The sequence below is a fragment of the Pseudomonas sp. 50_B genome (genome assembly GCF_017491625.1).
Lineage (GTDB): Bacteria > Pseudomonadota > Gammaproteobacteria > Pseudomonadales > Pseudomonadaceae > Aquipseudomonas > Aquipseudomonas danubii.
On sequence record NZ_JAFGYX010000002.1, the window covers coordinates 178,945 to 201,580 of the forward strand.

Genomic DNA, 22,636 nt, shown 5'->3' on the forward strand with positions numbered 1-22,636 from the left:
TAGCGGACAGAGCAAACACTCTGCCCTGCTACGATTTATTTAGTCTTTCGACTCTTCTTCGCCTGCGGCGTCTGCCTGTTGGCCATCGGTTGCATCATCCGGCTCGGCTACCGTATCCAGCACGGTACCCTCGAATTCAGCGCCCTCTTCACCTTCGTACTCTTCGCCTTCGATCTCCGATGGCTCCTGCACCCGCTCCAGGCCTACCAGGGTTTCATCGCTGGCCAGCTTGATCAGGGTCACGCCCTGAGTGTTACGACCCAGGCTCGACACTTCGTCGACACGGGTACGAACCAGGGTGCCCTGATCGGAAATCAGCATGATCTCCTCTCCGTCCAGCACCTGGACCGCGCCTACCAGGCGGCCGTTACGCTCGTTGCTGACCATGGCGATAACGCCCTGACCGCCACGCTTGTACTCTGGGAACTCGCTGATGGCCGTGCGCTTGCCGAAACCACGCTCGGAGGCGGTGAGAATCTGGCTGCCCTCTTCCGGAATCAGCATGGAGATCAGCTTCTGGCCTTCGGCCAAACGCATACCGCGTACACCACGAGCGGTACGGCCCATGGCACGCACGTCGGACTCCTTGAAGCGAGTCACCTTGCCACCATCGGAGAACAGCATGACTTCACGCTCGCCATCGGTAATCGCAGCGCTGATCAGCACGTCGCCTTCGTCCAGCTCCAGGGCGATCAAACCGACGCTACGCTGACGGCTGAAGGATTCCAGCGGGGTCTTCTTCACGGTGCCGTTGGCGGTGGCCATGAAGATGTAGTGACCTTCGGTGTATTCCTCTACCGGCAGCATGGTGGTGATGTACTCGCCATCGTCCAGCGGCAGCAGGTTCACCAGCGGACGGCCACGAGCAGCGCGGGATGCTTCAGGAATTTCGTAAGTCTTGAGCCAGTACACCTTGCCCTTGCTGGAGAACAGCAGCAGCGTGGTGTGACTGTTGGCTACCAGCAGGTGAGCAATGTAGTCCTCATCCTTGACGCCAGTAGCGGATTTACCTTTACCGCCACGACGCTGAGCCTGGTACGCAGCCAGGGGCTGGGTCTTGGCATAGCCGCCGTGGGAAATGGTCACCACGCGCTCTTCTTCCGGAATCATGTCGCCCAGGGTCAGATCGAGACGTGCATCGAGGATCTCGGTACGACGCACATCGCCGTATTCGGCACGGATCACTTCCAGCTCTTCGCGGATCACTTCCATCAGGCGCGTGGCGCTGTTGAGGATGCGGATCAGCTCGCCGATCTGGTTGAGGATCTCCTGGTACTCGGCCAGCAGTTTTTCGTGCTCAAGACCGGTCAGGCGGTGCAGACGCAGCTCCAGAATGGCTTGCGCCTGCTCCGGGGACAGGAAGTACTTGCCATCGCGCAAACCGTATTGCGGATCGAGGTTTTCCGGACGGCAGGAGTCCGCGCCGGCACGCTCGACCATGGTCATCACCGCGCTGGATTCCCATGGCGTGCTGATCAGCGCTTCCTTGGCTTCCGACGGTGTTGGCGAGGCCTTGATCAGGGCAATGACCGGGTCGATGTTGGACAGGGCAACAGCCTGGCCTTCAAGGATGTGACCGCGCTCACGCGCCTTGCGCAGCTCGAACACGGTACGACGGGTCACCACTTCGCGACGGTGACGAACGAAGGCTTCCAGCAGATCCTTGAGGTTGAGGATCCGCGGACGGCCATCGATCAGCGCCACGATGTTGATGCCGAACACGGCTTGCAACTGGGTCTGGGCGTAGAGGTTGTTGAGGATCACCTCGGGTACTTCGCCGCGACGCAGCTCGATGACCACGCGCATACCGTCCTTGTCGGACTCATCGCGCAGTTCGGTGATGCCTTCGAGTTTCTTCTCTTTCACCAGCTCGGCGATCTTCTCGATCAGGCGGGCCTTGTTCAGCTGGTAAGGCAGCTCGGTGATGACGATCTGCTGGCGGCCACCCACCTTGTCGATGTCTTCGATGATCGAGCGGGCACGCATGTAGATGCGGCCACGGCCGGTGCGATAGGCCTCGATGATGCCTTCGCGACCGTTGATGATCGCTGCGGTCGGAAAGTCCGGGCCGGGGATGTACTGCATCAGCTCGTCGACAGTCAGCTCGGGATTGTCGATCAGCGCCAGGCAACCGTCGATGACTTCACCGAGGTTGTGCGGCGGAATGTTGGTCGCCATGCCCACGGCAATACCGCTGGAACCGTTGACCAGCAGGTTGGGGATCTTGGTCGGCATGACCGCCGGGATCATCTCGGTGCCGTCGTAGTTCGGCACCCAGTCCACGGTTTCCTTGTGCAGGTCGGCCAGCAGCTCGTGCGCCAGCTTGGTCATGCGCACTTCGGTGTATCGCATGGCCGCCGCGTTGTCGCCGTCGACCGAACCGAAGTTACCCTGGCCGTCTACCAGCAGGTAGCGCAGGGAGAATGGCTGGGCCATACGAACGATGGTGTCGTACACCGCGGTATCACCGTGCGGGTGATACTTACCGATCACGTCACCGACAACACGGGCAGATTTCTTGTACGGCTTGTTCCAGTCGTTACCGAGCTCGCTCATTGCGTACAGCACACGCCGGTGCACGGGCTTCAAGCCATCGCGCGCATCAGGCAGTGCCCGCCCGACGATTACGCTCATCGCGTAGTCGAGGTAGGACTGTTTCAGCTCGTCTTCGATATTGACCGGGAGGATTTCTTTGGCCAGTTCGCCCATGAGAAGCCTGATTCCTTTTTCTGGTGAAACTTCGTCACATCCATATGGGACGAACGAAGCTCGCCGCTGCAGGCCTAGTGCCATGCACCGACTTACGACAAATCAACAAGTTATGCCATGGATTTGCGCAGTGAAGGCAGTCGCATCGGACCGCCTTGGAAACCGCCGGATGTTATCACAATCGCCGCCACGCACCTATCCCCCTGACGCGCATGGAGCATAGTTAGTTGACCGATGACAGCCTGATAAGAGACGAGAGAGGCTCAGAGGCCAAATTCGCACACATTTATGTGTTTTTTCCGACTCGGCGGCCCACCTCGGAAGTCATAGACAGCAACCTTCGAGGCCGAACATCAATGCAAGCGCTTACGGCACATCAATTGCGCCATCTTTGCTGCATCCGGACGTTCGACGACGCCCTTTTCGGTGACGATGGCGTCGATCAGGTCCGCGGGCGTCACATCGAACACCGGATTGAAGACCTCCACATCCGCCCCCACCCGCCTGCCAGCGAGCTCCAGCAACTCTGCGGCGTCGCGCTCCTCGATGGGAATGTCGTCCCCACTGGCCAGATTCATGTCGATGGTCGAACTGGAGGCCACCACCATGAAGCGCACGCCGTGATGCATGGCATTGACCGCCAGCTGATAGGTGCCGATCTTGTTCGCCACATCACCATTGGCGGCGATTCGGTCAGCACCGACAACGACCCAGGTCACACCTTTGGTCTTCATGATGTGGGCGGCGGCAGCGTCGGCGTTCAAGGTCACAGGAATGCCATCACTGGCCAACTCCCAGGCTGTGAGGCGCGACCCTTGGAGCCAGGGCCGAGTTTCATCGACATGAACTCGCTCCACCATGCCTTCCAGCCAAGCCGCACGAATCACCCCCAGAGCCGTGCCGAAGCCACCGGTCGCAAGAGCGCCTGTATTGCAATGAGTCAACAAGGCCTGGGGATTGCCCTGATGCCGACGAATCAAATCCACGCCCAGCTGAGCCATGGTCAGGTTGGCCTCACGATCACTCTCATGGATCGACATGGCTTCGGCTTCCAGCGCCGCCAGCGGCTCAGCCTGATCCTTGACCCGATCCAGACGCTCGCGCATGCGATTCAAGGCCCAGAACAGATTGCCACCGGTCGGGCGAGACTCCGCCAACAGGGCAAAATCCGCCTCCAGAGCGGCCAACCAATCGCCGCCTACGGCAAAGCGCGCACGAGCCGCCAGGACCAGACCATAAGCTGCGCTGATGCCAATGGCTGGAGCGCCGCGCACCACCATTGAACGAATCGCCTCGGCGACCCTGGCCGCGCTGTCGCAGGCAACCCAGGTCTCCTCGAAGGGCAGGTTCCGCTGATCGAGCAGGTACAGAGTGTTATCCCGCCAATCAATGGCCTTGACCTTCTCCGCAGCCAACAGACGATCGCGCATCCCTCACCCCGTACTCATGAACAAAAGCCGCGGATTATAGCGATCCCCCCGCCAAGACGCTCGGGTATACTTCGCCATCCTTTATATGAAGCCCTGGACCGATATTCGATGCCGAACCGTGAGACTGCGCCCGACCTGCTGCTGTTACCGACCTGGTTGGTGCCAGTGGAGCCAGCCGGCGTCGTCCTCAAGGAACACGGCCTGGGCATCCGCGACGGGCGCATTCTGTTCATCGGCCCGCGAGCCGAGGCATTGAAGCTTCGCGCCACCGAAGTTCGCGAACTGCCCGGCATGCTGCTCAGCCCGGGACTGGTCAATGCCCACGGGCACGCAGCCATGACGCTGTTTCGCAGCCTGGCCGACGACTTGCCACTGATGACTTGGCTGGAAAAGCATATCTGGCCCGCCGAAGCCAAGTGGGTGGATGAAGCCTTCGTCCGTGACGGTACCGACCTGGCCATCGCCGAGCAGATCAAAGGCGGCATCACCTGCTTCTCTGACATGTACTTCTTTCCGAAGGTTGCCAGCGAGCGCGTTCACAACAGCGGCATACGCGCCCAACTCGCCATACCGATCCTCGACTTCCCCATTCCTGGAGCCCACGACGCCGACGAAGCCATTCGTCAGGGCGTCGAACTGTTTGGTGATCTCAAGCACCACCCAAGGATCAAGATCACCTTCGGCCCCCATGCGCCCTATACCGTAGGCGATGAGAATCTGGAAAAGATCCGGGTGATCGCCGAAGAACTCGACGCCTCGATCCACATGCATGTGCATGAAACCGCGTTCGAAGTGCAGCAATCCCTGGAGCAGCGTGGCGAGCGCCCACTGGCGCGCCTGGCTCGATTGGGCCTCCTGGGGCCGCGCTTCCAGGCGGTTCATATGACCCAAATCAGCGATGACGACCTGGCTTTACTGGTAGAAACCAACACCAGCGTCATTCATTGCCCGGAATCCAACTTGAAACTGGCCAGCGGCTTTTGCCCGGTAGAGCGCCTGTGGCAGGCCGGGGTCAACGTCGCGGTGGGCACCGACGGCGCGGCCAGCAACAACGATCTGGACCTGCTGGGGGAAACTCGTACCGCCGCACTACTGGCCAAGGCCGTGGCAGGTTCGGCAACCGCCCTGGATGCCCATCGCGCCCTGCGCATGGCCACCCTTAATGGCGCCAGAGCCATGGGGCTGGAAAGCGAAGTGGGCTCTCTGGAAATCGGCAAGGCCGCAGACATGGTGGCCTTCGACCTGTCCGGTCTGGCCCAGCAACCGATTTACGACCCCGTGTCGCAACTGATCTACGCCACTGGCCGGGACTGCGTGAAACACCTGTGGGTCGCCGGCAAGCAACTGCTGGATGACCGGCGCCTGACTCGCCAGGACGAACAACAGCTGAGCGCCACCGCCCGCAACTGGGGCCAGCGCATCAGCGGCCACCCCCAATAACCCGGACCTTGAGCGGACGCTCGAGGCCCAACAGAGAATTTCTTAGCTTTGGAGTATCACCCATGAGCAACGTCGACCACGCTGAAATCGCCAAATTCGAAGCCCTGGCCCATCGCTGGTGGGACCGCGAAAGCGAATTCAAGCCCCTGCACGACATCAACCCGCTTCGGGTCAACTGGATCGACGAACGGGTCGGCCTGGCCGGCAAGAAAGTCCTCGACGTCGGCTGTGGCGGCGGCATCCTCAGCGAGGCCATGGCTCAGCGCGGTGCCACCGTGACCGGGATCGACATGGGTGAGGCACCTCTGGCGGTCGCCCAGTTGCACCAGCTGGAATCCGGCGTCAATGTCGAATACCGGCAGATCACCGCCGAAGCCCTGGCCGAGGAGATGCCTGAGCAGTTCGACGTGGTCACCTGCCTGGAAATGCTTGAGCACGTCCCTGACCCTTCATCGGTGATTCGCGCCTGCTTCCGCATGGTCAAGCCCGGCGGCCAAGTATTCTTCTCCACCATCAACCGCAACCCCAAGGCTTACCTGTTCGCCATCATCGGTGCGGAATACATCATGAAACTGCTGCCTCGCGGCACCCATGATTTCAAGAAGTTCATCCGTCCTTCGGAACTCGGCGCCTGGAGCCGCTCCGCCGGCCTGACCGTCAAGGACATCATCGGCCTGACCTACAACCCCCTGACCAAGCACTACAAACTGGCAGCGGACGTTGACGTCAACTACATGATCCAGACCCTGCGAGAGGAGTGAGACATGGCCATCAGAGCCGTTCTTTTCGATATGGATGGCACCCTGCTCGACACCGCGCCCGACTTCATCGCAGTCTGCCAGGGCATGCGCCGTGATCGCGGCCTGCCGCCGATTGCCGACCAACATATCCGCGACGAAGTTTCGGGCGGCGCCAAGGCCATGGTAGCCGTGACGTTTTCCATGGACCCGGAATCCCCGGGATTCGAGGAGTTACGCCTGGAATTCCTCGAGCGCTACCTCAAGCATTGCGCCGTGCACAGCAAGCTCTTCGACGGCATGGCGGAGCTACTGGCCGATATCGAAAAAGCCAATCTGATCTGGGGCGTGGTCACCAACAAGCCACTGCGCTTCGCCGAGCCGATCATGCAGCAACTGGGGCTGGCCGAGCGCTCGGCGCTACTGATCTGCCCTGACCACGTCAAGAACAGCAAGCCCGATCCGGAGCCGCTGATCCTGGCGTGCAAGATGCTCGACCTGGACCCTTCCAGCGTCCTGTTCGTCGGCGACGATCTGCGGGATATCGAATCCGGCCGCGACGCCGGCACCAAGACCGCCGCTGTGACCTATGGCTACATCCATCCGGACGATAATCCCCGGCACTGGGGTGCCGACGTGGTGGTCAACCATCCGCTGGAGCTGCGCCAGGTTCTGGATAACGCATTGTGCAGCTGCTAAGCGGCAGCAATTCCCGGCTAAGCGCCGGAGACGATCGAATTTCTGTTGAGGCCTTTTATGTTTGATTATTCCGCTCGCCCTGAACTGCTCAAGGACCGGGTCATTCTGATCACCGGCGCCGGGCGTGGCATCGGCGCCGCCGCCGCCAAGACCTTTGCCGCCCACGGCGCCACTGTACTCTTGCTGGGCAAGACCGAAGCCAACCTGACCGAGGTCTACGACGCCATCGAAGCGGCTGGCCACCCCCAGCCAGTAGTGATTCCGTTCAACCTGGAAACCGCCCTGCCGCACCAGTACGACGAACTGGCAGCGATGATCGAGACCGAGTTCGGCCACCTCGACGGCCTGCTGCACAATGCCTCGATCATTGGCCCTCGCACGCCGCTGGAGCAGCTGTCGGGGGAAAACTTCATGCGAGTGATGCAAGTCAACGTCAACGCCATGTTCATGCTGACCAGCACCCTGCTGCCCCTGCTCAAACTGTCCCAGGATGCTTCGGTGGTGTTCACCTCCAGCAGCGTCGGCCGCAAGGGTCGGGCCTATTGGGGCGCCTACGGCGTGTCCAAGTTCGCCACTGAGGGTCTGATGCAGACCCTGGCCGATGAGCTGGACACTGTGGCGCCAGTCCGTGCCAACAGCATCAACCCGGGCGCCACCCGTACCAGCATGCGTGCCCAGGCTTATCCGGGCGAGAACCCCAGCAACAACCCGACACCGGAAGAGATCATGCCGGTCTACCTGTATCTGATGGGCCCGGACAGCACCGGAATCAACGGCCAGGCTTTCAACGCACAGTAACCCTCTCCGTTCGTCGCGACAGAATACTGTCGCGACGCCTTGGCAAGCCCAATCCCCCACGGGTTTCAAGCCAAACAAATGTCAGCCAAGGTAAGTCGTGCTCCCGCACACTCACCAACCATTTGAATTCAAACAAGTTTTATTCGTATGAACCGAATGGCACGAGTTTCGCTCTAACAACACTCAACCCACGGTGCATTGACGCTGCGGGAAACGGCTTGTGCCGAGGGCTTTATAGCCAAAGGCGAAGCGGCCTAAAATGTGCGCGATTGTCCTACGGGACTGAAGGAACAGTATGACGCGCAGCTCAGAGCCGCTCTCACCCAGGCAGAAACACCGTAATTAGTGCTCAGGGGGCTCAAGCTCAAATGAAAACACCGACCCAGACCAACGCAATTGACTTCGATAGCGCCAAATTGCAACGCCTGGGCTTTGGCCAACAGACACCGCTGATCAAACAGCCCGTCAGCCTCGGACAATTGCGCCAACAACTGGGACTGCAACTGCAAACCAGCCTTGAGCCGCAACGCATCCTCGGCCTGTTCTTTCGCGAAGTGCAACGCCTGGTCCCCCTCGACGCCCTCCATTACCAGCACCCACTCAGCGACCTGCGCCTGGAGTTCGGCCAGCGCGGTCACCACTCCATCAGCTACAACCTGAGCCACGAAGGCGAGTCCATGGGCGAGCTGGTGTTCCGCCGCAGCCAACGCTTCAGCGAGACCGAACAGGGTTACCTGGAGTCGTTGCTCTCAACCCTGCTGTACCCGATGCGCAACGCTTTGCTGTATCGCGCCGCAACCCGCAGCGCCCTGCGCGATCCGTTGACCGATACCGGCAACCGGATTGCCATGGACCAAACCCTGCAACGGGAAATCGAGATGGCTCGCCGCCACTCACTCCCACTGTCACTGCTGATGCTGGACATCGACCACTTCAAGCGCATCAACGACAGCTACGGCCACAGCACTGGCGACGAAGTGCTCAAGGCCGTTGCCGCCTCGATCAAGGGGCAACTGCGCAATGTGGACATGGTCTTTCGCTTTGGCGGGGAAGAATTCCTGATCCTGCTCTCCAACACCGGGCGCGACGCAGCGGCGATGGTGGGCGAACGGCTGAGAAATGCCGCCCAAGCCCAGGAATACCAGGCTGACGGCAAACTGATCGAACTCACCGTCAGCCTGGGCTGTTCGACCCTGTTGCCGGGTGAGTCCGCAGAGAGCCTGTTGCGCCGCGCCGATAGCGCGCTGTACGTGGCCAAGCGGGAAGGACGCAATCGGCTGGCAATGGCGGGCTAGGTAGCAGGCCTCGCACTTGTATATCAATCACGGGCAACTCCACTGCCTCAGGCAACCCTTGCCCATGACAATCGACCTGCCCGTAAAGCCCCCGCCCGACTTACCCTTCAGCCAGCGCTAGGCGCTCGCGAGTCACTGTGGTTTTTTCCTGCTGCATGCAGCGCTCCAGGAACAGGTACATATAGTCATAGCTCTTGCAGATGGCCTGGCGCAGCTCAACTTGCAGGGCCTTGCTCGGATTCAAACCCGCCAGCGTGACGATAATTTCCAGGGCTTCCCAGGGATGAGCATCATCGTACTGGGCATGCATCTTCAGCCACTTCATGGCGCGCTTGCGGTCTTCTTCCGGGAACGCAGCGGCATAGACGCCGCTGGAACAGACCAGGGCCGACCATTCGCCCGTCGCCCCTTCAATGGCGTAGTTGGTTGCAGCGATCGCCACGATCAGCGAATCCGCCGAACTGGTGTGCCAGCACCAGTGACTCAAGGCATGCAGCTCCGGTGGCACTTGCTGAGCTTGCAAATCCTCCAGGGTCACACCATGGGCCCGACTCCAATGCACCCAGTAATCGGCATGATTGAGTTCGACCCGAATGTTGCGCATCAGCCAGCGACGCGCCATGTCTTCGCCAGGGTGACGGGCAAAACGGGTCTTGGTCAGGTTCTGCGCCATATACAAGGCGAACTGTTCAACCACAGGCCAGCCGCCGATCAGGTACTGACGCATGACTTTGGCACTGAGTTTGTTGTCACGCATGCGCTGATACAGCTCATGCTCCACAACACGGCGCTTGCTCTCGCTGCAGTCCCGGATCAATTGCTGAGTCCAGGCGGGGTAGCTGGCAGCTTCCATGAGCGGGCCGGTTCGGTTGAATGTGTCGATCACTGTCGGGCTCCTTTTGATTGTGATATGCGGATCCAAAAGAGGTTTCAACGGAACGTGCCGGGCGCCTTGAACAACAGCGGCTGTGGCCGCACGGGTCGACACTGCAAGCTGTCACAGGTGAACAATTGCGGACGTTCAACAATGTAGCCTTGAGCATAATCCACGCCGATCTCAAGCAGGGCCTGCTCGATCTGCGGTGTTTCAACAAACTCGGCAATCGTGCGCTTACCCATGACATGCCCGATGTGGTTGATCACCTCGACCATGGCGCGGTTAATCGGGTCGTCCAGCATATCCTTTACGAAACTTCCATCGATCTTGAGGAAGTCTACAGGCAAATGTTTGAGATAAGCGAACGACGACATTCCCGCACAAAAGTCATCCAGGGAAAAATGGCAGCCCAAACCCTTGAGTTCATTTATAAAACGGATCGCACTGCCCAAATTGGCAATTGCACTGGTTTCAGTAATTTCAAAACAGATCATCTTCGGCGGTACGCCATAGACCACGAACTGCTCTCGCAGGAAGTCGAGAAACTCGTCGTCGCCAATGGTGGTACCCGACAGATTGATCGCACACATCGCCATTGGTCCTTCCCGGCCCTCGGCAATGCACTGGGCGATGATCTTGAATACGTTCTGTACCACCCAGCGGTCCAGAGAGGTCATCAGGCCGTAACGCTCCGCCGCCGGAATGAAGCTGTCCGGCAGGATCATCCGGCCGGCCTCGTCGTGCAGGCGCAGAAGAATCTCGATGTGCCCACCATCATGCTCGGTACGACCTAGGGCGGTGATTTCCTGGGAATAGAGGCAGAAGCGGTTTTCCTCGAGGGCCATGTGCAGCCGCTGAACCCAGGCCATCTCGCCAAATCGCAGGGACAGTTCTGAATCGTCGGCATGATAGACCTGCACCCGATTGCGACCTTTCTCCTTTGCCATGTAACAGGCCATATCCGCTGCCCGCAACGACGCCTCAAGCGTGGTGGGAGTCTGGGCGATATGCACCAGCCCAATGCTCACGGTGGTCACGAATGGCCGGCCCTTCCAGACGAAATGCAGGTTCTGCACAGTCTGACGCAGCCCTTCGGCAATCTTCTCCGCCGCCTCCGGCGAGCAGTTCTCCAGAAGAATCCCGAACTCGTCCCCGCCCAATCGCGCCAGGGTGTCACCTTCGCGCAGCCCCGACTGCAGCAACGCGCAGATGTGCCGCAGCAACTCATCCCCAGCCGCATGGCCACAGGTGTCGTTGACCAGCTTGAACTGGTCCAGGTCCAGAAACATCAGCGCATGCCTGGCGGGCTGGCGGATCAAGCCGTGCAACGCCTGCTCCAGGCGGAATTCGAACTCCCGGCGATTGGCCAGGCCGGTCAAGGCATCGTGGGTCGCCTGCCAGGACAGATTGGCGATGTACTGCCGCTCCTGGGTCATATCGTGCAACACCAGTACCGTGCCACTGACCTTCCCGGCATTGCGGATCGGCGCACCCACCAGGGTCACCGACACCGTACTGCCATCCAGGCGCTGGATCAGCTTGGAATGCTCGCTGCCGCCACTGAGCTGGCCACTGAGGATGTGTTCGATCAGAGTGAAGCCGTCGGCCTGGGCGTTTTCGTCCAAGAGATTGAACAACGCCGCCAGGGGCAACCCCACCGCTTGCTCGGCCTTCCAGCGAGTCAGTTCTTCCGCCGCCGGGTTCATGTAGGCAATAGCGCCCTCGACATCCGTGGTGATCACCCCGTCACCAATGGACTGCAAGGTGATCTGCGCGCGCTCCTTCTCCAGTTGCAACGCGTCGGCAAAGGCATGCCGCTGGGCCAGCAGCTTGTGGGTACGCAGCAAGGCCAGGGCAATCAGGATCAGCGCTGTGGCCAGGTTGGTCACCAGCAAGAGGCGCAGGATCACCCGCGAGCCTTCCCCCAAGGCATCGCTGAAGGCCTTGGCCGCCGGCGTGACTCCATCGTTGATAGCAAAGATCTGACTCTTCCAACGTTGCACGTCGGCTTCGCTGGCACTGTTGCTGCCGATCCCCTTGTGCATCTCTCGGGCTACCGTATCGAGCTGCAGCAGGTAGCCGTCGCCCACGGTCCACAAATCGATGGCCTTTTCCAGATAGCTGAAATGGCGGAAGTTGAGGTACAGCCAGATCAGGCTAGGAACGTCATCCGGGTGATTGCCGCCCTTGAGAATCCCCAGGCGCGCCGCCTCAAGATCCGGCGGCTGGCTATCCAGGGCCACCCGCAACTCATGCCCGCCCTGGGGTACGGCTATGGCGTTCTGGTACTTGAGGAAGGTGCCTTCGTCACGGCTGTCGGCGTACAGATTGAGGTAGTAGATGGCGTCTTTCTGGCCTTTGGACCACAAGCTCTCACCGGCAACATAGCCACGCACTGCCGACAGGACATACAGGCTGAGGCCGCCCAACAGCGCTTGAAATAACACCACGGCGATAAAGGGCCAGACGATGCCCAACAACCGCGGCGTTGCGAAAGTCCGCTTTTGCTTCATGAGGGTCCTTGCTTGCGCACTGCCAAATGAACACCCAGTAGTCCCGACTCAGACAGCACAGATTAGGCGAATTTCCATAGCTCCGACGCAGGCTGGGCAGCGTCCGGGGCGAACCTTCACGGGGAAACGGCCGCTCTCTCAAGCCGAAGCGGTTATTCCACCAGGAAATTCAAGCACTAAACACAGAAACCCGGACAAAACTCAAGACTATCGAACCTGCTGCAAATGCCCGTATAGCTTGGCATAAAGGCCGCCATCAGCAATCAGCTGCTGATGGTCGCCATCTTCGGCGATCTGCCCGCCATCGAACACCAAAACCCGGTCAGCCTGTTTAACCGCCGACAGGCGATGAGCAATGATCAGCGTAGTCCGCCCACGCAGAAAACGCGTCAAGGCTTGATGCAGGTTGTACTCGGTGGCTGCGTCCAGAGCGGACGTGGCTTCATCAAGAATCACCACCTTGGGTTCGGCCAGTACCATCCGCGCAATAGCCAGGCGCTGGCGTTGCCCACCGGAAAGACGCACACCTGAGCGCCCGACCACACTGTCCAGGCCCTGGGGCAGCGCCCTGACGGTGGGTTCGAGCTGTGCAATTTCCAGGGCCTGCCAGCAAGCGCTATCACTGCGCTCACGGCCCATGGTCAGGTTGGCGCGAATCGTATCGTTGAACAAGGCAGGATGCTGCAGCACCACGGCGACGTGATCCCGTACCGTTTCCAGGCCGATTTCCTGCTGAGTGGCACCGCCAAAGCGGATCACCCCGGTCTGCGGCGTATACAGCCCCAGCAACAGCTGCACCAGGGTACTCTTGCCCCCACCACTGGCACCGACAATAGCCACCTTTTCACCAGGCGCAATCGACAGATTCATGTTGTCCAGCACCCGCTCATCGCCGTAGCCGAAGCTCAGGCCGCGGACCTCGATGCCGACGGTTTCGCGCCCCTGGAACGGATCCACGCCACCGCTGTACTGCGGCTCATCGGCCCGCGCCAGCAACTCGTTGATCCGGGTCAGGGCCCCGCCCGCGGCGTAATAGGCGTATTGCAGGTTCAGCAACTGCTCCACCGGGCCGATCATGAACCACAGGTAGCTGAACACCGCCAGCATCTGGCCGATGGACAGGTCGGAGAACAGCACTGTGAGCATCGCCGCCGCACGAAAAATGTCGATACCGAACTGGAACAGCAAACCACTGGCCCGGCCCGAGGCGTCGCTTTTCCACTGCGAGGCCACGGCGTAGTCCCGAACCTCCTCGGCACGCTGGCCCAAGCGTCCAAGAAAGTAGCCCTGGCGGTTGCTGGCGCGGACCTCCTGGATCGCCTCCAGGGTCTCGGTCAGGGCCTGGGTGAAACGCGAAGTGCTGTCATTTTCGAGCTTCTTCAGGTGCTTGACCCGCTTGCCCAGTTGCACCGTGGCAAAAATCACCAACGGGTTGAACAGCAGAATCAGCAGCGCCAGCTTCCAGTGCATCCACATCAGAATGCCGGCCGTACCCACCAGGGTCAGCATGGCCACCAGGAATCGGCTCAGGGTTTCACCGACAAACTTGTCCACCGTGTCCAGGTCGGTGACCAGATGCGTAGTGACCGTGCCTCCCCCCAGGCTTTCGTACTCCCCCAGGGAAATGCGCTTGAGCCGTTCGATCAGGCGCACGCGGATCCGATAGACGATGTCCTTGGCCAAACCGGCAAACAGCCGCGCCTGGACCACGTTGAACACCAGGGCGGAGCAACGCAGGATCAGGGTGATCAACAGCATCAACCCGATATAGCCCGCCGCAGTTTGCCAGCCATCGGGCAATAGGCGGTTCATCACTTGCAATGCGCCATCGCCATGGCCCAGCAGCACCTCGTCCACCAGCAACGGCAGCAACAGCGGAATCGGCACACTGCACAGCGTCGCCAGCACGGCCACCCCATTGGCAATCCACAGCGACTTTCTATGTTGCAGGGCCAGGCGACGGATTTCCCCCCAGCTCAAACGATCTACGGTTTTACCGGTGGGGCTTGAATCGACTGAATCAGGCACAGGCGGCGCGCTCCAACCAGCGTCCCAGCAACGGCGACAACTCGCTCAGCGGCTGATAGCCGTTGGTCAGCAAGGCCAACTGGCCGTTGCGTTCCGCCAGCAAGGTGGGAAATCCGGCGATCCCCAGGTCCTGGACCCAAGTAAAATCCGCCGCCGTGGCGGCATGCTGCTCGGCGCGATCGAAGGCTTCGGCGAACTCGATCCGAGGAACCCCGGCCTGCTCCGCCAACTCCACCAGCACACTGGCCAGGGTGACATCGCGGCCTTCGACATAGAACGCCCGCTGGATCAACCCCAACAGTTTCCAGGCACAGTCCGGAGCCAGGCTGCGAGCAGTGACGATGGCGCGACAAGCCGGCTCGGTGTCATAGACAAAGCCATCGGGCAAGGCACCCTCGAAGGTGAACGGCTGGCCGGTGGCCTGATGCACCGCCTGCCAGTGTTCAAGGATGTAGCGCCGGGTATTGGGCTCCAGTGCCGCCCCGCTGCCGGTGCGCAAGCCGCCCACCACCAGATGCAACTCGACTCCGGCGGCCTGGGCCTGCTCCGCCAGGGCCTGGGCCACGGGCGCAAAGCCCCAGCACCATGAACACATCGGGTCCATCACATAGAGCAGGCGGGCAGACATGGCTCAAGCCTCGGAAGGTGATTGCTTGTAGTTGTAACCAATCGGGTGCGGCAAGTTGCGGGCCTTGGCCAACTCAATCTGTTTCTGCCGATCGATGGCGCTGCGGCGAGTCTTCTCGCTCAGCTTGTCCCAGCAATGAGGGCAACTGATGCCCGGCACATAGTGCTTGGAAGCCCGATCCTCGACGCTCACCGGAGTACGGCAGGCATGACATTGATCGTAGTCGCCTTCGCTCAGGTCGTGGCGCACAGTGACCCGGTTATCGAATACAAAGCAGTCGCCCTGCCATTTGCTCTCTTGCTGCGGTACCTCTTCGAGGTACTTGAGGATCCCGCCCTTGAGGTGGAACACCTCGTCGAAGCCTTCACTGAGCATGTAGCTCGACGCCTTCTCGCAACGGATGCCACCGGTGCAGAACATCGCCACTTTCTTGTGCTTGCTCGGGTCGAAGTGGGCTTTGATGTAGTCCGGAAACTCGCGGAAGCTGGTGGTCTTGGGGTCGATGGCGCCTTCGAAGGTGCCGATGGACACTTCGTAGTCGTTACGGGTGTCGATCAGCAGCACTTCGGGATCGCTGATCAGGGCGTTCCAGTCCTGAGGCTCGACGTAAGTACCGACCTTCTTGTTGGGGTCCACGCCGGGCACACCCAGGGTGACGATCTCTTTCTTGAGCTTGACCTTGGTGCGATAGAACGGCTGCTCGTCGCAATACGACTCTTTGTGATCGATATCCACCATGCGTGGATCGTTCTTCAGCCAGGCCAGCAGCCCGTCGATGCCTTCACGACTGCCAGATACCGTGCCATTGATGCCTTCTTCGGCGATCAGCAGGGTGCCCTTGATGCCGTTGTCGAGCATGGCCTGCAGCAGGGGCTCGCGCAGGCTGACGTAATCTTCGAGGGTGACGAACTTGTACAGTGCCGCCACGACAATGGGTTGTGTCATGGGAAATCTCTCCAGGTGGCTACCCTCGTAAAGGGTGAACCGGATGCAAAAAAAAACGCGCCGGCATAAGCGGCGCGTTGCGGATTCTATCAAAAAAACCGCGATTAATGCTTACTGCCTCCGGCGCAGGTCGGCGAAGCCGGAGCCACACCGATCTTCGACCATTCCTCGGGTGTGTAAGTATGCAGCGCCAACGCATGGAACTGGCCCATCAGCTCACCCAGGGTGGCGTAGACCTTCTGATGACGCTTGACGCTGTTGAGGCCGGCGAACTGCTCGCTGACCAGTACCGCCTTGAAGTGAGTTTCCAGGCCACGGCTGTGCATGTGGCTTTCATCCAGCACTTGCAGGTGCTCGGGCTGCAAGGCCCCGAGCGCCGTTTCGATACGTTGTTGCATGGTCATTGCAGGCTCCGCTTACTTCTTCTTCGCCGGAGCAGCCTTAGGCTCGAGCTCGGCGGTCATGTCGGCCAGCAGCTTATTCACCACCGGTACCGCGCTTTCCAGCTTGGCCTGGGTCATCTGCGCCGATTGCTGAGTCAGCTGAGGCATTTTTTCCAGGACTTTCTTGCCCAGTGGCGACCGGTAGAACGCTACCAGTTCCTTGAGCTCTGACTCGCTGAAGTTGCTGGTGTAGAGCTTGACCATGTCCGGCTTCAGCTTGTTCCAGCCAATGGCCTGGTCCAGGGCCGCGTTGGCCTTGGCCTGGTAGGTTTCCAGCAGGGCGCGTTTGGATTCCGGGGCTTTGGTCTGCTCAAAACGCTGGGCAAACATTTGCTGGACTTGCATGTACACCGGCGTACCGAGCTTGTCCGCATGGGCCAGGGTCAGGAAGGCCTCGGCACTGGCGTTGTGGCTGGCGGTATCGGCAAGAACCTGGCCGCTGGCACACACCAGAACAACCGCGGTACAGATGGCACGAAAACGGGTCATCGAGTTTCCTTTATCTAGCAGGCGAGGTAGAACCCCAAGGGCGCCCATTCTGCGCCTATTAATCCGCGTCCCTCAACCCCACCCCCTGGCGCCCCCTGGTTTTGCCCGGGCGGCGGGCGGAAAACCCCTTCCACGGAACCCGAGCCGCAGATCAGGGCCTAAACTGGCCAGTCAGACTTGGAGGAATGCCACGATGAATCGAATCGAAACCGACAGCCTGGGCCAGGTTGAAGTCCCGGAACAAGCCTATTGGGGCGCACAGACCCAACGTTCGCTGGTCAATTTCGCCATCGGCAACGAGCGCATGCCTCTATCCGTGCTGCATGCCCTGGCCCTGATCAAGAAAGCCGCCGCCCGAGTCAACAATCGCAATGGCGACCTGCCCGCCGACATTGCCCGGCTGATCGAACAGGCCGCCGACGAAGTACTGGCCGGCGAGCATGACGACCAGTTCCCCCTGGTGGTGTGGCAGACCGGCAGCGGCACCCAGAGCAACATGAACGTCAATGAGGTGCTGGCCGGCCGGGCCAACGAACTGGCGGGCAACCCACGCGGCGGCAAGTCCCCGGTACACCCCAACGATCACGTCAACCGCTCGCAAAGTTCCAACGACTGCTTCCCGACCGCCATGCACATCGCAGCAGCCCAGGCCGTGCAGTTCCAGTTGCTGCCAGCGATCAGCGAACTGTCCGGTGGCCTGGCCGAGCTGTCGGCCCGGCACATGAAGCTGGTGAAAACCGGCCGCACCCACATGATGGATGCCACCCCGATCACCTTTGGCCAGGAAATCTCTGCCTTTATCGCCCAACTGGGATACGCCGAACGAGCCATCCGCAGCGCCTTGCCTGCGGTGTGCGAGCTGGCCCAGGGCGGTACTGCCGTGGGCACCGGACTGAACTCGCCCCACGGTTTTGGTGAAGCCATCGCCGCCGAACTGGCCGCCCTTTCCGGCCTGCCCTTCGTCACCGCCCCCAACAAATTCGCCGCCCTGGCCGGCCACGAGCCGCTGACCACGCTGTCCGGCGCGCTGAAAACCCTCGCCGTGTGCCTGATGAAAATCGCCAACGACCTGCGCCTGCTGGGCTCTGGCCCGCGAGCGGGACTGGCGGAGGTCAAGCTGCCGGCCAACGAGCCGGGCAGCTCGATCATGCCCGGCAAGGTCAACCCAACCCAATGCGAAGCCCTATCGATGCTGGCTTGCCAGGTGATGGGCAACGACGTGGCAATCGGCTTTGCCGCCAGCCAGGGCCATCTGCAACTGAACGTGTTCAAGCCGGTGATCATTCACAACCTGCTGCAATCGATCCGCCTGCTGGCCGATGGCTGCAGCAACTTCCAGCAGCACTGCATCGCCGGGCTGGAGCCCGATCCCCAACAGATGGCCGAGCACCTGGAACGAGGCCTGATGCTGGTGACCGCGCTCAATCCCCACATCGGCTACGACAAGTCCGCCGAAATCGCCAAGAAGGCCTATGCCGAGAACCTGACCCTCAGGGAAGCGGCGTTGGCCCTGGGGTACCTGACGGATGAGCAGTTCGATGCCTGGGTGCGACCGGAAAACATGCTGGAGGCTGGAAAGCAGGGTTAGCGCAGCGTCTTTTTCGCTGGCAAGCCAGCTCCTACCGCCACACTTCTGTAGGAGCTGGCTTGCCAGCGAAACTCACCCCGCAGCGATCCGCTGCCGTCGGGCGCGCAACCCCGCCATCAGCGACGGCCCCAACGCCGTCAAGGCCGACCCCAGTACCACCAGCAGCGCCCCGCCATAACCCAGGCCATTGATCTGTTCGGCGTGTACATACTCTGGCCAGAGCCAGGCCGCCCAGGCCACCGCGGCAAAGGTCACCAAGGGCGTGATTGCCAGGGTCGCACTGACCCGCGACGCCTCCCAATGGGCCAGGGCTTCGGCAAAGGCGCCATAGGCGATCAGGGTATTCAGGCAACAAGCCAACAACAGCCAGCCCTGCAACGGGCTCAGTTCCAAGGCTTCCAGCGGATGCGCCCAAGGCGTCAGAAGCAAGGCACAGAACAGGTAGATCACCATCATCACCTGCAAGGAATTCCACACGCTCAACAATTGCTTCTGGCCCAGGGCATAAAAAGTCCAGACCGCCGAAGCCGCGAGAATGGTCAGAACTCCGGCGGTGTAGTCACTCAGGGAGGTCAGCAGCTCGGTCAGGCGCTGATTGAAGAACAGCCCGAAACCGAGCAACAGCACCAGCAGTCCCAGGCCCTGCCCCAGACTGAAGCGCTCCTTGAACACAAAGACACTGGCGATCAGCAACAGGATCGGGCCCATCTGCACCACCAGTTGCGCCGTGCCCGGGCTCAGCAGGTTCAGGCCCATCAGGTACAACACATAGTTGCCCACCAGCCCCAAGACCGAAATCGGCACCAGCCACACACCCTTGGGACCGAGCGCGCGCCAACGCGGCAAACGCCCCACCGCCGCCAGATAGAAAAACAGACAGCCGCCGGACACCAGCAGGCGAAACCAGGTCACGGTCACCGGGTCCATCACCAGCAGCACTTGCTTGAGCTTGATGGGCAGGATGCCCCACAACAACGCGGTCAATAAGGCGAGGAACAAGCCATAAACCCAACGACCGGACGAGACATGCATGCGAACCCCACAAAGCCTGACGAGCAAGGTCCACATTCTAGGCCCGGGCCAGGGGCCGACACAGAGACAGTTGGCAGCAAAGCGCAAACACGATTGTGCCGGTCGTAAACAGCACAAGCCGTCCCCCATAGGGGCCGGCTTGGTCGGTGATGCACTAGAAACCTAACGGACTGCCTCAAACAACCCGGTGGCGCCCATGCCGCCCCCCACGCACATGGTGACGATGCCATACCGCAGGTTGCGCCGCTGCAACTCACGCACCAGATGCCCCACCTGACGGGAACCGGTCATGCCAAACGGGTGGCCAATGGCAATCGAACCGCCATTGACGTTGTACTTGGCGTTATCAATCTCCAGCCGGTCGCGGGCATACAGGCACTGGGACGCAAAGGCCTCATTGAGTTCCCACAGGTCGATGTCATCCACCGTCAGCCCCTTGGCCTTGAGCAGCTTGGGCACCGAGAACACCGGGCCGATACCCATTTCATCAGGCTCGCAGCCGGCCACGGTAAAGCCGCGGAAGAACGCCTTGGGCTTGAGTCCCAGGGCCAGGGCCCGCTCCAGGCTCATCACCAGGGTCATCGAGGCACCATCGGACAGCTGCGAAGAGTTGCCCGCAGTGACCGAACCATCCTCGGCAAACACCGGCTTGAGCGCTGCGAGATTCTCCAGAGTGGTATCGGGGCGGTTGCAGTCGTCACGATCCACCACGCCGTCAACCATCTGCACCTGTCCGGTGTTCTTGTCCTCGACCTTGTACTTGACCGTCATCGGCACAATCTCGTCGCTGAACAGACCATCAGCCTGGGCCTGGGCGGTACGTTGCTGGCTTTGCAGGGAGTAGAGGTCCTGGGCCTCGCGGCTGACGTTATAGCGCCGGGCGACCACTTCGGCGGTCTGGCCCATGGGGAAATAGATGCCCGGCACCTGCTCCTTGAGCAGCGGGTTGATCAGGTTGTCGGTATTGACGCTCTTCATGGTCAGGCTGATGGACTCGACGCCACCGGCGACGATGATGTCGCTGCAGCCGGAGGCGATCTGGTTGGCGGCGATGGCGATCGCCTGCAGGCCTGAAGAACAGAATCGGTTGAGGGTCATGCCCGCGGTGCCAGTGCCCAGAGCCGAGAGCACGGCAACGTTGCGACCGATATTGAAACCCTGGGCGCCTTCATTGGAGCCGGCGCCGACGATGCAGTCCTCGACACTGGCCGGGTCGATGCCGTTGCGGGCGAGCAGCGCATTGACGCAGTGAGCGGCCATGTCATCCGGACGGGTCTGGTTGAACTTGCCGCGAAAGGACTTGGCCAGGCCAGTCCGCACGCTGTCGACGATCACCACTTCACGCATGACGCACCTCACTGTTGTTGGCGGCAGGAAAGAGCATCGAGCATAGATCCCCCTCCTCGCCCACCGCGACAATCATTCACTGGGCGTATGCGCGACCATCGGTCTACTTCTTGTCCTTCTTCTGTTTCTTGTCGTGCTTGTCGGAACGCTCGAACGCGGTCTCCAGGGCCCGATTGATGGTGCGCAGGACCTTGACCCGTGCCCAGCGCTTGTCGTTGGCCTCCACCAGCGTCCAGGGCGCCACTTCGGTGCTGGTCCGGTCCACCATGTCGCCGACAGCGGCACGATAGTCACCCCACTTGTCGCGGTTGCGCCAATCGTCCTCGGTGATCTTGAAGCGCTTGAAGGGAATCGCCTCCCGTGCCTGGAAGCGCTCCAGTTGGGTGTCCTTGTCGATGGCCAGCCAGAACTTCACCACGATCACCCGGGCATCGGCCAACTGCTCTTCGAAGTCGTTGATCTCGCTGTAGGCCCGCAGCCAGTCAGTGGGCTGACAGAAGCCCTCGACCCGCTCCACCAGCACCCGGCCGTACCAGGAACGGTCGAAGATGGTGAACTTGCCGCGCGCCGGAATATGCCGCCAGAAACGCCAGAGGTAAGGCTGCGCCCGTTCATCTTCAGTGGGCGCGGCAATCGGCACGATGCTGTACTGGCGCGGGTCGAGCGCCGCCGCGACGCGGCGAATGGCGCCGCCCTTGCCGGCCGCGTCGTTGCCTTCGAACACTGCCACCAGGGCATGCTTGCGCATGCGCTTGTCCCGCAGCAAACCAGCCAGACGCGCCTGCTCGGTAATCAACTGTTCCTCGTAGTCGTCCTTGTCCAGATGCTGGGTCATGTCCAGGCTGTCCAGCAGACTCAGTTGATCCACCGCTGTCGGCAACGGCGCGGCGTTGACCTGGGTCGACTTCAATGGCTGACGGCTCAAGGCATTCTGCAATCCTTCCAACAGAATCCGGCCCACAGTAAGGCTGCGGTAATGCGGATCGACGCCCTCGATCACATGCCAGGGCGCGTAGTCACGACTGGTGCGGCGCAACACCCGCTCGCCGTACTTGACGAACTTGTCGTAGGTTTGCGACTGCTGCCAGTCCAGCGGGCTGATGCGCCAGCTGTGCAGCGGGTCATCCTGCAAGGACTTGAGGCGGTCCTTCATCTGTTTCTTGGACAGGTGAAACCAGAACTTGAAGATCAACGCGCCTTCATCGCAGAGCATCTTTTCCAGGCGTTCGGCGCCATTAATTGCCTGGTCCAGGCGCGGGTCCTTGATCTGGCCATGCACCCGGCCCTGGAGCATCTGGCTGTACCAGTTGCCGAAAAACACCCCCATGCGCCCCTTGGCCGGAAGCATCCGCCAGTAACGCCAGGCCGGTGGCCGGGACAGTTCCTCGTCGGTCTGCTGGTCGAAGGTGCGCACCTCGATCAGCCGCGGGTCCATCCATTCGTTGAGCAGCTTGACCGTCTCGCCCTTGCCCGCGCCCTCGATACCATTGATCAGCACGATCACTGGAAACTTGGCCTTCTGCCGTAGCTCGAACTGGGCTTCGAGCAAGGCCTCGCGCAGGGCCGGCACCTCGGCATCGTAGGTTTCTTTGTCGATGGCGTGACCGATTTCAGCGGATTCGAACATGGGTGGCTCCC

Annotated in this window: 18 protein-coding genes; 6 read left to right on the top strand and 12 right to left on the bottom strand. The window is 60.9% G+C overall.

What is annotated here, in order from left to right; translation table 11 throughout:
• Positions 1-39: 39 nt before the first annotated feature.
• Positions 40-2,709 (bottom strand): DNA gyrase subunit A, encoded by a 2,670-nt coding sequence (gene gyrA, locus J5M73_RS03895; protein ID WP_102860848.1) that lies wholly within the window; start codon positions 2,707-2,709, stop codon positions 40-42.
• A 353-nt stretch (positions 2,710-3,062) separates the two neighbouring features.
• Positions 3,063-4,139, bottom strand: coding sequence for an S-methyl-5-thioribose-1-phosphate isomerase (mtnA, locus tag J5M73_RS03900; protein ID WP_102860847.1), 1,077 nt, complete (start codon positions 4,137-4,139; stop codon positions 3,063-3,065).
• A 108-nt stretch (positions 4,140-4,247) separates the two neighbouring features.
• On the opposite strand from mtnA, the gene J5M73_RS03905 reads away from it, so the two are divergent.
• The 5 genes from J5M73_RS03905 (at position 4,248) to J5M73_RS03925 (ending at position 9,108) form a co-directional block, all read left to right on the top strand.
• A complete protein-coding gene (locus tag J5M73_RS03905; protein ID WP_102860846.1) occupies positions 4,248-5,579 on the top strand; it encodes a TRZ/ATZ family hydrolase in 1,332 nt (443 codons plus the stop codon).
• A 62-nt stretch (positions 5,580-5,641) separates the two neighbouring features.
• The gene (ubiG, locus tag J5M73_RS03910) at positions 5,642-6,340 is read left to right on the top strand and encodes a bifunctional 2-polyprenyl-6-hydroxyphenol methylase/3-demethylubiquinol 3-O-methyltransferase UbiG (protein ID WP_016964097.1); all 699 of its coding nucleotides are present in this window, start codon (positions 5,642-5,644) and stop codon (positions 6,338-6,340) included.
• Between the two features lie 3 nt (positions 6,341-6,343).
• Positions 6,344-7,015 carry an N-acetylmuramic acid 6-phosphate phosphatase MupP gene (mupP, locus tag J5M73_RS03915; protein ID WP_102860845.1) on the top strand — a complete coding sequence of 224 codons (672 nt, stop codon included), beginning with the start codon at positions 6,344-6,346 and terminating at the stop codon, positions 7,013-7,015.
• Between the two features lie 57 nt (positions 7,016-7,072).
• A complete protein-coding gene (locus J5M73_RS03920; RefSeq protein WP_102860844.1) occupies positions 7,073-7,813 on the top strand; it encodes a YciK family oxidoreductase in 741 nt (246 codons plus the stop codon).
• A 368-nt stretch (positions 7,814-8,181) separates the two neighbouring features.
• Positions 8,182-9,108, top strand: a complete 927-nt coding sequence (locus tag J5M73_RS03925; protein WP_102860843.1) for a GGDEF domain-containing protein — start codon at positions 8,182-8,184, stop codon at positions 9,106-9,108.
• 100 nt (positions 9,109-9,208) lie between these two features.
• Here the strand turns inward: J5M73_RS03925 and J5M73_RS03930 are convergent, their stop codons facing one another.
• The 7 genes from J5M73_RS03930 to J5M73_RS03960 form a co-directional block, all read right to left on the bottom strand.
• Positions 9,209-9,994 carry an iron-containing redox enzyme family protein gene (locus tag J5M73_RS03930; RefSeq protein ID WP_102860842.1) on the bottom strand — a complete coding sequence of 262 codons (786 nt, stop codon included), beginning with the start codon at positions 9,992-9,994 and terminating at the stop codon, positions 9,209-9,211.
• Between the two features lie 44 nt (positions 9,995-10,038).
• Positions 10,039-12,498, bottom strand: a complete 2,460-nt coding sequence (locus tag J5M73_RS03935) for an EAL domain-containing protein (protein WP_102860841.1) — start codon at positions 12,496-12,498, stop codon at positions 10,039-10,041.
• Positions 12,499-12,705: 207 nt separating this feature from the next.
• On the bottom strand, positions 12,706-14,526 hold the full coding sequence (locus tag J5M73_RS03940) for an ABC transporter ATP-binding protein (RefSeq protein WP_102860840.1): 1,821 nt from the start codon (positions 14,524-14,526) through the stop codon (positions 12,706-12,708).
• The gene (locus J5M73_RS03945; RefSeq protein ID WP_170003873.1) at positions 14,519-15,121 is read right to left on the bottom strand and encodes a DsbA family protein; all 603 of its coding nucleotides are present in this window, start codon (positions 15,119-15,121) and stop codon (positions 14,519-14,521) included. Before J5M73_RS03945 ends, J5M73_RS03940 begins: the two co-directional genes overlap by 8 nt.
• Before the next feature lie 36 nt (positions 15,122-15,157).
• On the bottom strand, positions 15,158-16,099 hold the full coding sequence (locus J5M73_RS03950; protein ID WP_102860838.1) for a rhodanese-related sulfurtransferase: 942 nt from the start codon (positions 16,097-16,099) through the stop codon (positions 15,158-15,160).
• A gap of 104 nt (positions 16,100-16,203) precedes the next feature.
• The gene (locus J5M73_RS03955) at positions 16,204-16,503 is read right to left on the bottom strand and encodes a BolA family protein (RefSeq protein ID WP_102860837.1); all 300 of its coding nucleotides are present in this window, start codon (positions 16,501-16,503) and stop codon (positions 16,204-16,206) included.
• Positions 16,504-16,515: 12 nt separating this feature from the next.
• Entirely contained in the window at positions 16,516-17,031 is a 516-nt protein-coding gene (locus J5M73_RS03960) for a DUF2059 domain-containing protein (RefSeq protein WP_102860836.1), read from the bottom strand.
• Positions 17,032-17,224: 193 nt separating this feature from the next.
• Between J5M73_RS03960 and J5M73_RS03965 the strand changes: the two genes are divergently transcribed.
• Positions 17,225-18,619 carry a class II fumarate hydratase gene (locus tag J5M73_RS03965; protein ID WP_102860835.1) on the top strand — a complete coding sequence of 465 codons (1,395 nt, stop codon included), beginning with the start codon at positions 17,225-17,227 and terminating at the stop codon, positions 18,617-18,619.
• Between the two features lie 72 nt (positions 18,620-18,691).
• On the opposite strand, the gene J5M73_RS03970 is transcribed toward J5M73_RS03965, so the two are convergent.
• The 3 genes from J5M73_RS03970 to pap all read right to left on the bottom strand — a co-directional run bounded on the left by J5M73_RS03970 (position 18,692) and on the right by pap (position 22,625).
• The gene (locus J5M73_RS03970; RefSeq protein WP_102860834.1) at positions 18,692-19,651 is read right to left on the bottom strand and encodes a DMT family transporter; all 960 of its coding nucleotides are present in this window, start codon (positions 19,649-19,651) and stop codon (positions 18,692-18,694) included.
• Positions 19,652-19,813: 162 nt separating this feature from the next.
• Entirely contained in the window at positions 19,814-20,998 is a 1,185-nt protein-coding gene (locus tag J5M73_RS03975) for a thiolase family protein (protein ID WP_102860833.1), read from the bottom strand.
• Between the two features lie 103 nt (positions 20,999-21,101).
• The gene (gene pap, locus J5M73_RS03980) at positions 21,102-22,625 is read right to left on the bottom strand and encodes a polyphosphate:AMP phosphotransferase (RefSeq protein WP_102860832.1); all 1,524 of its coding nucleotides are present in this window, start codon (positions 22,623-22,625) and stop codon (positions 21,102-21,104) included.
• Positions 22,626-22,636 lie beyond the last annotated feature (11 nt).

Bases quoted from the DNA above. Each gene is read 5' to 3' on its own strand.
- pap (WP_102860832.1), bottom strand. From the start codon at position 22,625: ATGTTCGAATCCGCTGAAATCGGTCACGCCATCGACAAAGAAACCTAC.
- mupP (WP_102860845.1), top strand. From the start codon at position 6,344: ATGGCCATCAGAGCCGTTCTTTTCGATATGGATGGCACCCTGCTCGAC.
- mtnA (WP_102860847.1), bottom strand. From the start codon at position 4,139: ATGCGCGATCGTCTGTTGGCTGCGGAGAAGGTCAAGGCCATTGATTGG.
- ubiG (WP_016964097.1), top strand. From the start codon at position 5,642: ATGAGCAACGTCGACCACGCTGAAATCGCCAAATTCGAAGCCCTGGCC.
- J5M73_RS03955 (WP_102860837.1), bottom strand. From the start codon at position 16,503: ATGACCATGCAACAACGTATCGAAACGGCGCTCGGGGCCTTGCAGCCC.
- gyrA (WP_102860848.1), bottom strand. From the start codon at position 2,709: ATGGGCGAACTGGCCAAAGAAATCCTCCCGGTCAATATCGAAGACGAG.
- J5M73_RS03950 (WP_102860838.1), bottom strand. From the start codon at position 16,099: ATGACACAACCCATTGTCGTGGCGGCACTGTACAAGTTCGTCACCCTC.
- J5M73_RS03945 (WP_170003873.1), bottom strand. From the start codon at position 15,121: ATGTGTTCATGGTGCTGGGGCTTTGCGCCCGTGGCCCAGGCCCTGGCG.
- J5M73_RS03975 (WP_102860833.1), bottom strand. From the start codon at position 20,998: ATGCGTGAAGTGGTGATCGTCGACAGCGTGCGGACTGGCCTGGCCAAG.
- J5M73_RS03935 (WP_102860841.1), bottom strand. From the start codon at position 12,498: ATGAAGCAAAAGCGGACTTTCGCAACGCCGCGGTTGTTGGGCATCGTC.
- J5M73_RS03970 (WP_102860834.1), bottom strand. From the start codon at position 19,651: ATGCATGTCTCGTCCGGTCGTTGGGTTTATGGCTTGTTCCTCGCCTTA.
- J5M73_RS03965 (WP_102860835.1), top strand. From the start codon at position 17,225: ATGAATCGAATCGAAACCGACAGCCTGGGCCAGGTTGAAGTCCCGGAA.
- J5M73_RS03905 (WP_102860846.1), top strand. From the start codon at position 4,248: ATGCCGAACCGTGAGACTGCGCCCGACCTGCTGCTGTTACCGACCTGG.
- J5M73_RS03920 (WP_102860844.1), top strand. From the start codon at position 7,073: ATGTTTGATTATTCCGCTCGCCCTGAACTGCTCAAGGACCGGGTCATT.
- J5M73_RS03960 (WP_102860836.1), bottom strand. From the start codon at position 17,031: ATGACCCGTTTTCGTGCCATCTGTACCGCGGTTGTTCTGGTGTGTGCC.
- J5M73_RS03925 (WP_102860843.1), top strand. From the start codon at position 8,182: ATGAAAACACCGACCCAGACCAACGCAATTGACTTCGATAGCGCCAAA.